The sequence below is a fragment of the Paenibacillus xylanivorans genome (genome assembly GCF_001280595.1).
GTDB lineage: Bacteria > Bacillota > Bacilli > Paenibacillales > Paenibacillaceae > Paenibacillus > Paenibacillus xylanivorans.
In genome coordinates, this window is the sequence record NZ_LITU01000056.1 from 69,480 (window position 1) to 81,071 (window position 11,592).

10 protein-coding genes and 1 riboswitch are annotated in these 11,592 nt (G+C 46.8%); of the genes, 2 read left to right on the forward strand and 8 right to left on the reverse strand.

Annotated elements, in window-relative coordinates; all coding sequences use genetic code 11:
- Positions 1–33 precede the first annotated feature (33 nt).
- From purB to AMS66_RS12965, 7 genes are all read right to left on the reverse strand, one after another.
- Positions 34–1,332 carry an adenylosuccinate lyase gene (gene purB / locus AMS66_RS12940; protein WP_053781200.1) on the reverse strand — a complete coding sequence of 433 codons (1,299 nt, stop codon included), beginning with the start codon at positions 1,330–1,332 and terminating at the stop codon, positions 34–36.
- Positions 1,329–2,531, reverse strand: coding sequence for a 5-(carboxyamino)imidazole ribonucleotide synthase (purK, locus tag AMS66_RS12945; protein ID WP_053781201.1), 1,203 nt, complete (start codon positions 2,529–2,531; stop codon positions 1,329–1,331). Before purK ends, purB begins: the two co-directional genes overlap by 4 nt.
- On the reverse strand, positions 2,528–3,013 hold the full coding sequence (gene purE, locus AMS66_RS12950; protein ID WP_053781202.1) for a 5-(carboxyamino)imidazole ribonucleotide mutase: 486 nt from the start codon (positions 3,011–3,013) through the stop codon (positions 2,528–2,530). The genes purK and purE overlap by 4 nt, the downstream gene beginning before the upstream one ends.
- A 188-nt stretch (positions 3,014–3,201) precedes the next feature.
- Positions 3,202–3,303, reverse strand: a riboswitch (purine riboswitch).
- A 271-nt stretch (positions 3,304–3,574) separates the two neighbouring features.
- Positions 3,575–4,009, reverse strand: coding sequence for a universal stress protein (locus tag AMS66_RS12955; RefSeq protein ID WP_024633549.1), 435 nt, complete (start codon positions 4,007–4,009; stop codon positions 3,575–3,577).
- 197 nt (positions 4,010–4,206) lie between these two features.
- Entirely contained in the window at positions 4,207–4,470 is a 264-nt protein-coding gene (locus AMS66_RS12960; RefSeq protein WP_024633550.1) for a DUF1294 domain-containing protein, read from the reverse strand.
- Between the two features lie 130 nt (positions 4,471–4,600).
- Positions 4,601–4,738 carry a hypothetical protein gene (locus AMS66_RS32965; protein WP_173405256.1) on the reverse strand — a complete coding sequence of 46 codons (138 nt, stop codon included), beginning with the start codon at positions 4,736–4,738 and terminating at the stop codon, positions 4,601–4,603.
- A gap of 147 nt (positions 4,739–4,885) precedes the next feature.
- A complete protein-coding gene (locus tag AMS66_RS12965; RefSeq protein ID WP_053781203.1) occupies positions 4,886–7,015 on the reverse strand; it encodes a DNA topoisomerase III in 2,130 nt (709 codons plus the stop codon).
- A gap of 386 nt (positions 7,016–7,401) precedes the next feature.
- Here AMS66_RS12965 and AMS66_RS12970 point away from each other — a divergent pair, with 386 nt between their 5' ends.
- Entirely contained in the window at positions 7,402–9,336 is a 1,935-nt protein-coding gene (locus tag AMS66_RS12970) for an amidase family protein (RefSeq protein ID WP_053781204.1), read from the forward strand.
- Positions 9,337–9,584: 248 nt separating this feature from the next.
- Here the strand turns inward: AMS66_RS12970 and AMS66_RS12975 are convergent, their stop codons facing one another.
- Positions 9,585–10,580 carry a ketoacyl-ACP synthase III gene (locus tag AMS66_RS12975; RefSeq protein WP_053781205.1) on the reverse strand — a complete coding sequence of 332 codons (996 nt, stop codon included), beginning with the start codon at positions 10,578–10,580 and terminating at the stop codon, positions 9,585–9,587.
- A 300-nt stretch (positions 10,581–10,880) separates the two neighbouring features.
- Here AMS66_RS12975 and AMS66_RS12980 point away from each other — a divergent pair, with 300 nt between their 5' ends.
- Entirely contained in the window at positions 10,881–11,435 is a 555-nt protein-coding gene (locus AMS66_RS12980) for an NADPH-dependent FMN reductase (protein ID WP_082350679.1), read from the forward strand.
- Positions 11,436–11,592: the final 157 nt, after the last annotated feature.

Consider the following 11,592-nt stretch of genomic DNA (forward strand, 5'->3'; position numbering starts at 1 on the left):
TGATCACATAAATAACCTATATTTAAGTAGTAATTAGTCGTTCAAACCAAGTTTCTTGAAGATCGTATCCACATGCTTCAGGTGCCATGATGGGTTGAACGCATCAGCGATTTCCTCTTCGCTCAATACTTCAGTGATTTCCGGCGTGGATTTCACGATATCCTGGAACTGGCGTTGTTCTTCCCATGCTTGCATCGCACGTGGTTGAACGGTATCGTATGCCTGCTCACGGCTGAAACCTTTGTCGATCAACTTGGTCAACACTCGACCGGAGAATGGCACGCCGAAGGTGCGCTCCATATTGCGTTTCATATTTTCAGGGAATACCGTCAGGTTCTTCACGATGTTACCGAAACGGTTCAGCATGTAGTTCAGCAGCATAGTTGCATCCGGCAGAATGATACGCTCTACGGAAGAGTGCGAGATATCACGTTCGTGCCAAAGTGTTACGTTCTCGTAAGCCGATACCATATGTCCGCGAATAACGCGGGACAGACCGGAGATATTTTCACTGCCGATAGGGTTACGTTTGTGCGGCATTGCCGAAGATCCTTTTTGACCTTTCGCAAATGCTTCTTCCACTTCACGGAATTCACTCTTTTGCAGCGCACGTACTTCTGTAGCAAACTTGTCCAAAGACGTTGCGATCAATGCCAGTGTAGCCATGTATTCTGCATGACGGTCACGTTGCAGCGTTTGAGTCGAGATTGGTGCAGGCTTCGTGCCCAGCTTCTCGCAGACAAACTCTTCAACAAATGGATCGATGTTTGCGTAGGTGCCGACCGCTCCAGAGATTTTACCGTATTGTACGTTGTCTGCCGCGTGACGGAAACGCTCCAAGTTCCGTTTCATTTCCTCATGCCATAGTGCCATTTTCAGACCAAAAGTCGTTGGCTCCGCATGTACCCCATGTGTACGTCCCATCATCGGCGTGTGCTGATAAGTCAGCGCTTTTTCACGTAAAATTTCGATAAAGTTCACAATATCGCGTTCCAAGATCTCATTTGCCTGACGCAATACATATCCCAGAGCTGTATCAACGACATCCGTGGAAGTCAGTCCGTAGTGCACCCATTTCCGCTCTGCACCCAGACTTTCAGATACCGTACGTGTAAAAGCAATAACGTCATGACGTGTTTCCTGTTCAATCTCGTAAATGCGGTCCATGTCAAAAGAAGCGTTCTGACGAAGTAATGCTGCTTCTTCCTTAGGAATGACTCCAAGCTCCGCCCAAGCTTCACATGCACAAATTTCAACTTCCAGCCATGACTTGAATTTGTTCTCCTCCGTCCAGATGGCTCTCATTTCGGGTCTGCTATAACGTTCGATCATAAATTTTTATTCCTCCAAAGATTAGTTTGTTCAATCCATTGTAATCCTTCTTCGACGTCCTGACAGAGCAGATTGACATGCCCCATTTTCCGTCCTGTCTTCGCTTCGGTTTTACCATATATATGAAGCTTGGGAATCACACCGAGTTCCAACGCTTCCGCGTCAGCCTGACCCGTTCTGGCAATTATACCTTCCAAATGTTCTCCAAGCACATTGACCATAACAACCGGGCTCAATAATGAAGTATCTCCGAGCGGCAATCCGCAAATGGCACGGATATGCTGTTCAAATTGTGAAGTCGCACAGGCTTCCATCGTATAATGCCCTGAATTATGCGGCCTTGGAGCCAGCTCATTGACATATAGTCTTCCATCCGCCGCAACGAACAGTTCCACTGCGAGCAAGCCCACCGCCTGTATCGATTGTGCCACTGCTGCCGCCAACTTCTGCGCTTCAATCTGAATGCCAGTAGGCACTCTTGCCGGTACGATCGAAGTATGCAAAATGTTGTTCACATGAATGTTCTCGGCAGGCGGGAACGTCTTAATCTCCCCATTTGTACTCCGCGCAACAACAACTGAAATCTCGCATTCAAACTTGATGAATTGCTCCAAAACCAGTTCCGCACCAGTAGCTGCGAGTTCTGCATAAGCAGCTACCGCCTGATTTGCTTCTCGAATAACCCGTTGACCCTTGCCGTCGTATCCGCCTGTCACCGTCTTCAGTACACAAGGAACACCAAGTTCACTGACTGCCGCTTGCATCGTATCCTTACTTGTAATCTCACGATAGGGAGCTACGCGTACGCCCGCCGCTTCGATTGCCCGTTTCTCGCGCAAACGATGCTGGGTTGTGTACAATAGTGCACTTCCTTGCGGTACATAGGATTCCCGTTCCAGGAGAGAAGCAACATCGGCATCTACATTCTCGAACTCATAGGTGATTACGTCACACTGCCGGGCCAGTTCGAGCGCGGCCGTCTCATCGTCATACCCTGCTTCAATCTGACGAGCAACTTGTCCACAAGGAGCATCTGCAGCAGGATCCAGAGTAACAAATCGATAACCCATCGCTGTTCCAGCCAACGTCAGCATCCGTCCAAGCTGACCGCCCCCGAGAATACCAATGGTTGTTTTCCCTGGGAGCAAGACACGCTGTAATTGTCCCGCTGATCCGGATTGAACTCCCGTATGACTCATAGTTCATCACTACTTTCGAGCACTTCTTGTTTGATTCGTTCTCTACGGGCTTCACTGCGACGTTGGACATCCTGGTCAAAAGCACCGATGATCTGAGCCGCAAGCAATCCGGCATTCGTTGCACCTGCCTTGCCAATCGCTACGGTTGCGACGGGAATTCCACCAGGCATCTGAACAATGGACAGCAAGGAGTCGAGACCGTTTAGCGCCTTGGATTGCACGGGTACTCCAATGACCGGAAGCATCGTTTTGGAAGCAACCATACCTGGCAGATGTGCCGCCCCGCCCGCACCTGCAATGATAACCTTGAATCCGCGGTCAATCGCTTGCTCCGCATATTCAAACATCAAATCTGGCGTGCGATGCGCGGACACGACCTTTTTTTCATACCCAATCTCAAGCTCATCCAGCACCTCACAAGCATGCTTCATCGTTTCCCAATCCGACTTACTGCCCATAATCACAGCTACCTGCACTGACATGAATACATCCAACTCCCGTCTGAGCGTTTTGGTTTAATTCTGTTGCTTATCGTTTAATTGTAAAATGAGAAAAATCCGCTACCCGCGAAAACATCACATTTTCTCCGGACACCGGACTCCAAGAAATACGTATCCCGCATTTGGGCATGCCAAAGGTGGGCTTGCTGTCCGCATCTGATTTCATGCGACTCTCAGCCGTATCTCCTCGTAGTCCGGAAATTTACGGTTCCCGGGTAGATACTTCCGGGCCCTATCCCCGGCGTTATACGAGCAAATATCTATTTCAACAAATTATTTCAATAATAATGAAGATTCCACATCTTTCGAACCTACTCGACCTTATCTATAACTGATCGACACATCTAACATTCTAACAATCCCCTACAGCTAATGTCAACTTAAAGACGAACATTTAACATATTGACAAATTTAATGTTCGGAAATGACCGATCATTTAGAGAGACTTCATCTCTTTTATTCCAAAAAAGAAAGCCGGCCCCTCTTCAACACATCGAAGACAGCCGGCTCTTGCTCTTTCATGTGTATACACACATTCTATAATTATTTCACGATTAGTACTGGAACCTGTGCATGCTGCACCACGTTGTGACTGACGCTGCCCAAGACAAATTCCCGGATTCCACCAAGGCCGCGGCTACCAATAATGATGATGTCCGACCCGTTCTCTTTGGCGTAATCGAGAAGGACCTCGGCAGCAGCCCCCTGAATCAGATCCACGTTCGCTGTGACGCCTGCAGCCTGAATCCGCTCTTTCGCCTCATCTGTCGTTTGCACCGCCAGATTATAGTAGTCATTATTCAAAGAAGGTGGCAATGGTGCCAATCCTTCCCCGATGAATACACGCGGAAAGTCAAAGGCATGAATAACATCCAGTACAGCGCCTGGAGAAACTTTGGCTAACTCAATCGCACGATCGAGTGCTTTATTTGAAGCTTTCGAACCATCATAAGCAACTAGTATTTTGGAGAATAACATGTAAATCCCTTCCCTTCCTTTATATGTAGAACATTCGAAGCCAGCTTCGGTCTAACATAAAATACAAGAGCCATGTAACTCCTTAAACGCACCAGGACCAAAACGAACCAATCATACGAAACATTTTACATAATCATAATAGCCCACATTCACAATAAAACAGCAGATTAACATGAATTTATCCCGTTACCGCCACTTTATTGCAAAAAATAACCGTAGATTACCGCGTTCAGGAATAACAACAACGGGATGCCGATTGTGAAGCTGGGATGTTTTGTCTTGTGACGTTTACGATACATGGCGACCCAAACTCCCAACGCCCCTCCAATAAAGGCCAGCAGGAACAGCGTTCGTTCAGGTGTACGGTCTCGACGTCGCTGTGCGCGTTTCTTGTCATCTGACATCACCAGGTAACCAACTACATTAATAAATAAAAACCACAGTATCAATCCGGTTTGCATAAATTTCTAGCGGTCCCCCTATCCCGGGACATCTCCCTATATCTCCATTATAGACCTCCAAAGAGACATGTTCAACGCATGGATAGGGACCGCGTATCATTTCAGAAGGAAAGAAACACTCTTCCTGAACCTAGGACTCCTGTTTTGGAATACCGTTCAGATTGGGTGCTCTTTTGGCTGCTTTCTCCGGGCGTACAGCGATATGCTCTTCCCGGATGCTATCATTGTTTTGCTGGTTGTGAATTTTCTCTGGCTTGTTATGCGGCATCTGCGTATCACCTCCTAGGCTTACGTTGCCTGAAAAAGGAGGTTCTTATACGGCACATCGTTCCTGAACAGGCAATTCACATTCTGGGGACTTGCCACATGCAGCGGGTTAATCTATTGGATCTCTTCACTTAAAATTAAGAGCCATCTATTCCCCTTTTTTCTCCATGGCCGCCTTCAGCAGATCTCCCAGGTTGGAGCCGATCGATTCCTGTTTGGCATACTGTTTGACCAGCTTTTGCTGATCACGTTTGTTCACATGCTGTTTGTCTTTATCCAACGTTTCCGTGATGCCGCAAGGCAGACATTGCACGTATAAACCAGCTTTACCCTCTTTGATTTCCATCTTTTTGTGACACTGCGCGCAGCGACGGTTGGACAGTCTTTTCTCTGCCGAACGACGATATCCACAATCCTCTGTAGGACACACAAGAAATTTGCCGCGTTTGCCCTTTTTCTCCAGCAACCTGGCATTACAATCCGGACAGTGACTATTGGATACATTATGCGGCTTGTACTCGGCTTTACTGCCTTTTACGGTGGATACAAGCTCTTTCGCCATCGAACGAATGCTATCCAGGAAAGGCTCAGGTTTCCCTTGTCCACGGGCGATCCGTTCCAGTTCAGCTTCCCAGCGGGCTGTTAATTCAGGTGAACGGAGCTGTGGAGCCGCCAATTCAATCAGCTGTTTTCCTTTTCCCGTAGGATGCATGCTGTTGCCTTGACGATCGATGGTGTCGGAACTGACCAGCTTCTCAATAATATCCGCGCGAGTAGCCGGAGTGCCCAATCCATGCTTCTCCATTTGGGAAAGCAAAGCTGCTTCGGTGTACCGTTTGGGCGGCATCGTCCGTCCACTTTTAATATGACAACGTTGAATCGTCACGGACTGTCCTTGCAGCACGTCTGGCAAAAGCGCACGTTCATGGTCTGATGAATCGTCAGTACGTTCATCATCGTCATCGCTGTAATCTCCGCCGTACACCTCGCGCCATCCACTTTCTTTTACCGTTGTACCTTTGACATGAAAAGAATCATTTCCGACCTGAACGGTAATCGCGACAGAATCGTACTTCGCTGCTGGATAGAACAAGCTGATAAAACGACGTACGATGAGATCGTACAGCTTGCGTTCCTCTGGATTCAACTGATTGAGGAGAACCGTCTGTTCTGTTGGAATGATTGCGTGGTGATCGGTCACTTTGCTGTCATCCACGATACGTTTGGTAATATTCAGATTTTTACGCAACAACGGACGAGCGAGAGACGCATAGGGACCAATCGCTACACTATCCAGTCGTTCTTTCAGCGTTCCTGTCATATCTGAGGTCAGGTAGCGACTGTCTGTACGTGGGTACGTTACCAGCTTGTGCTGCTCATACAGGCGTTGCAGAACATTGGAAGTTTGCTTCGCAGAGAAACCGTATTTTCGGTTGGCATCCCGTTGTAATTCCGTCAGGTCATAAGCCAGCGGATGCGGCTCAACCTTTTCACTTTTTTTCACTTGGGCAATCGTACCCTTGCGACCATCGATCCGTTTCATCAATGCTTGTGTCTCTTGGGGATCGAAGATGCGTGAATCACCGCCTGCCGCCCGCCATACCGCCTGAAAACCTCCCAAATCGGCCGTTAACGTCTCATACTCCTGCGAGCGGAAACCGTTAATCTCATTTTCCCTGTCCATAATCATGCCGAGTGTAGGGGTCTGTACCCGTCCAGCTGACAATTGCGCATTAAATCTAACCGTCAGTGCTCTAGTTACGTTAAGTCCGATCATCCAATCCGCTTCTGCCCGGCAACGGGCTGATTCATAAAGACGATCAAATTGACTGCCTGGCTTCAACGCTGCAAACCCATCCTTGATTGCCTTGTCTGTTTGGGATGAAATCCAGAGCCGTTTGAAAGGTTTCTTCCACTGGGCCATCTGCATAATCCAGCGTGCCAGTAGCTCTCCTTCTCGCGCCGCATCCGTAGCAATAACCAGTTCACCAACATCCTGACGTTTCATCAGCTGCTGTACCGCTTTGTATTGATGGTTTGTCTCTTTGAGCACCTTCAGCTTGGTACGCTCCGGCAGAATCGGCAGATCCTCCAAACTCCACGTTGCATACTTTTTGTCATAATCCTCCGGCTCAGCCAACCCAACAAGATGTCCAAGCGCCCAGGTCACGATGTACTTCGGACCTTCCATATAACTTTTATGTTTATCACGCGCACCCATGACTCTGGCAATTTCGCGTGCCACAGATGGTTTTTCTGCGAGTACCAATGTTTTCACTCCATATCTTCCTTTCTTAATGAAACCCACGACTCTCTTGCTTCTATCGTTGATTATGATCATTCTTCTACTTCTATCCTTTTATTATATCATTTCATGGTATTGGTTTGCTTTGGCTTCCCAAAAACGATTTGTTTCTTGAAATAATACTTAACCACCAATTATAATGTCAGATTACTTAACACAATTTCCTTCGACAATTTTCTTCCGCGCATGGAATGAGGAGCATCTGGAAGTATGTATAGCGTACATATAGGATGTATACGTTTTTTTGGATATATATGAACGTTGTAAGAATACCTTACATGTTATTAAAATGTGACAAAAGCATATATATCAGTTTCGCTAACACACATCATTGGGACACGGGAAGGGAGCGTGGATGCATGACTTATCATGGATCTGTATTGAAAAAGAGTGGGGCATTGTTGCTGGCAGGAGCTGTTATTGCCACAACATGGGGAGAAACTGTACCATTGGCGTCGGCCGCAACGGCAACGCCTTCGAGCAAAACTACGGTTGCAACCGTATCAGCTGGTAAGGCTCCTGTCACTGCAACGGCATTTGTTCAAGCCATGGAAGAAGCCGCTACACTTGCAGGTGTTCCTTTTTCCATGGACAAGCTTTCCGGTACAACGGTGCAGCGTAAAGATGCTGCTTTAGCTTTGCAAACATGGCTGAAGCTGGAGTCCACTCCAGAATCGTTCAAGGATGTTCCAGATCAGGCGAGCTTTGCCGGTGCCGTTGGTGCTCTGAACACCGCCGGATTGATGAAAGGATACACGGACTCTCTCTTCCTTCCTAATGGTGTACTTACACAAAATGATGTCGCCATACTGAAAGACCGTATTTATAACTACATAAAACCATTTGTTCTGGAGGAAGCCACCATTACCGATCTCCAGGCTGCCATGACGCAAGGAAAACTAACATCCAAAGAACTCGTGCAGAAGTATCTGGATCGCATTGAAAAATACGATGATCAGGGTGTGAGTATTAATGCAGTCCTGACGCTGAACCCGGAAGCACTCAAAATCGCTGAAACTTTGGACGAAGAACGTGCAGCTCAAGGCCCCCGTGGACCTTTACATGGTATTCCGGTCTTGGTTAAAGACAACTTCGATACAAACGATATGCCTACAACCGCAGGCTGTATCTGTCTGAAGGATTCTGTTCCTGCTCATGATGCTGAGCAAGTGAAGAAGCTCAAAGCAGCCGGGGCCATTATTTTGGGCAAAACCAATCTGCATGAATTCGCGTTCGGCATTACCACCTCCAGCTCCCTGGGTGGACAAACACTCAATCCTTACGCACTGGATCATTACCCAGGCGGCTCAAGTGGTGGCACAGGTGCTGCCATCGCCTCAAACTTTGCAGCTGCAGGCATGGGTACAGACACGGGCGGATCGATCCGCATCCCATCCAGCTTCAACAGCCTCGTGGGTATTCGTCCAACGATCGGACTGTCCAGCCGTGAAGGGATTATCCCTCTCGCATTAACACAGGATGTCGGCGGCCCGATGGCTCGTACCGTGAGTGACGCTGCCATCATGCTGGACGCTACAGCTGGCTACGACAAAAATGACGTGGCTACAGCTTATGCCGTAGGCAAAATCCCTTCAAGCTATACAGACTTCCTGGATATAAGCGGACTGAAGGGTGCACGGATCGGTGTGGCCACCGAGCTCATTCCAAGTACAAAAGCCGAGGAAAAAGCCGTCGCTGACGTAATTAACAACGCGGTAGAAGAACTCAAATCGTTGGGAGCCACGGCAGTTCCAATCAGCATTCCAAACCTGGCGGAAATCAATAAATATCCAAGCTTAAGTGGATACGAGTTCAAATTCCAACTGAACGACTATCTCGATTCTTTGGGAGAAGATGCGCCATATCACAGCCTGTCGGAGATTATCGCGTCCGGACAGTTCGACAAATCACAGGAACAATCCATGAAGACGCGTGATGCAAGAGAAACACTGGAGACAACCGAGTACAAAGATATTGTACTGAAACGTACCCAAGTTACACGCGAGTCCCTGTTGAAGGTCATGGCAGACAACAACCTGGATGCCATCATCTACCCTACATCTACGCAAGCCGCTGGTGTCATTGGGGAGGGCCAAAACTCTGGTGGTAACAACCGACTTAGTCCGTTCTCCGGCTTTCCGGCTATCACAGTTCCTGCCGGTTTCACTACCGACGGTTTGCCTGTAGGCATGGAATTCCTGGGACGCGCCTTTGACGAAGGAACCCTGATCAAGCTGGCGTACAGCTACGAGCAAGGAACTCATCACCGCCAAGCTCCTAAGCTCACGCCGTAAATCTTTAATAAGATTAATTAAAATTTTGATTACAATAACCTGACCTTGCTTATTGTAATCATAATCAATATCTAACTCTGTGCGGATTGTCAGGTATTCCTTGCCAAGCTAATCTCTTTCGAATTGCAACAGCTTATTGATAATCATCTGCTCACATTAAAAGTACACCCCTTTCATGAGTTCATGAAAAGGGTATACTTTTTGGGATGGTATCTCAATTCAAGAAGGATGGTTTTATATTCAAGCGTTTAATTGGTATCAGGTACGCTCCATCTCAGCACCAGACCAGCGTATGTCAGGCCGCCTCCAAAACCAAAAAGGGCTACTTGATGCCCATTCTTTAATTTCCCTTCATCTACTGCAAGCTGTAAAGCAAGAGGAATGGAAGCCGCGGAGGTATTTCCCCGATACTCCACACTTGTTAAAGTGCGTTCCAACGGAATAGGGCCACGTTCACAAACCGCTTCAATCATTCTTAGATTTGCACTATGAGGAACAAACCAATCGATCTGCTCTGGTTTCATCTCTGCTTTGGCTATAAGCTTGCTCAACTGTTCCGGAATCGTTCTTACAGCCCATTTATAAATCTCTCTGCCATTCTGCACAAGGCATCCCTCACCCTGAAGAGGTACGCCATTCATCTCCGAAGATAGACCACTCTTATAGAGGTGAATACCTCCTTCTCCACTCGTACCTGAGATCGCTGCCATAAAATCGCCTTTCCCGGTAGCTCTTTCTACCAAAAACGCTCCTGCCCCGTCCCCAAACAACACACATGTCGTACGGTCTGTATAATCGGTAATCTTGGACAACGTTTCTGCTCCAATAACCAACACTTTACGATACATTCCACTGGTCACCAGACTGTCGGCCAACTGCAATCCATAGGTAAAACCTGCACATGCCGCATTCAAATCAAGTACTCCAGTGTTTGGAATCTTGAGATTCGCCTGTACTCTGGATGCTGTGCTGGGAAATGAATATTCAGGTGTGCTGGTAGCAACCAAAATCATATCCACATCTTCCACGCTAACATTATAACGACGCATCATATCTTTTACAGCCTTCGTAGCCAGATCAGATACAAACTGATCATCTGCTGCTATGCGCCGTTCTCTCATCCCTGTACGCTGTACAATCCATTCATCACTCGTGTCGACCAGCTTCTCCAAATCAGCATTACTTAATATTCGATCCGGTACATACGTACCCATTGCGGTAATGGTTGCCATTGATTGATTCATACCGGTAATCACCTCGTTTGTTTTTTATCATTATAGCACTAAGTATTAGTACTTGGTACTAATTTTAAAAAATATTTATTATAATTCATTCGTCAGTTGTTTATTTTAAGTGATCTCTTCATCCTATTACCCAGAGTGATGCAAACTATCGCATGCATTTTTGATGAAGAAAGGTGGATATCTCCTGACTAACATGAAGAATGCCTTAATTAAATGCGTTTTCTATAGACAGTCCATTCCAAGAGGAGGAAAATAAACAAATCGCCCTACATTACTAAAGAATAGAGATGATGTATGCCCATGAAGAAAGAATTAAATATCCTTGCGATTTCCGGAAGTCTGCGTAATCATTCCTCCAATACGTTACTAATGCACGCCATGATTAAGCTGGATCCTCCTAACCTTAAGTTTGAAGTATACGATGGATTAAACGATCTACCGCATTTTAACCCTGACCTCGATGTCGAGGAAGGTCCTTTGGCCGTGCAGAATTTCAGAGCCCAACTGAAGCATTCGGATGGAGTCATGATCTGCACGCCGGAGTATGGGAACGGGGTTCCTGGGGTCTTAAAAAATGCATTAGATTGGATTGTATCTTCTGGAGAATGGCTTAATAAACCCACCGTTGCCATCGCTGCTTCTCCAAGCCCCATGGGCGGTGACAAAGCCCACGCATCACTATTACTGACGTTAAACATGATTAATGCCCAAGTCTTACATGAGGCCTCCCTAACCATTCCTCATATTACATTGAAGATGAATAAACAAGGAGTCATCATTGATTCGGAGATCCAGCATGCATTGGAGAACTCCCTTTTAAGCCTAGAGGATGCGTGCAACCAAATGAATGAATAGACAGAGGCTGCTTAACTAAACTGACTATAGAGAAATACACAGCCTAAACAGATTGAACACAGTCACATAAATTGAAATAAAAAAACAGCCCTGGTTATTCACCGGGCTGATAGAGTTTATATTTAGTATTAAACAAATAAAAACCACCACCGAATAA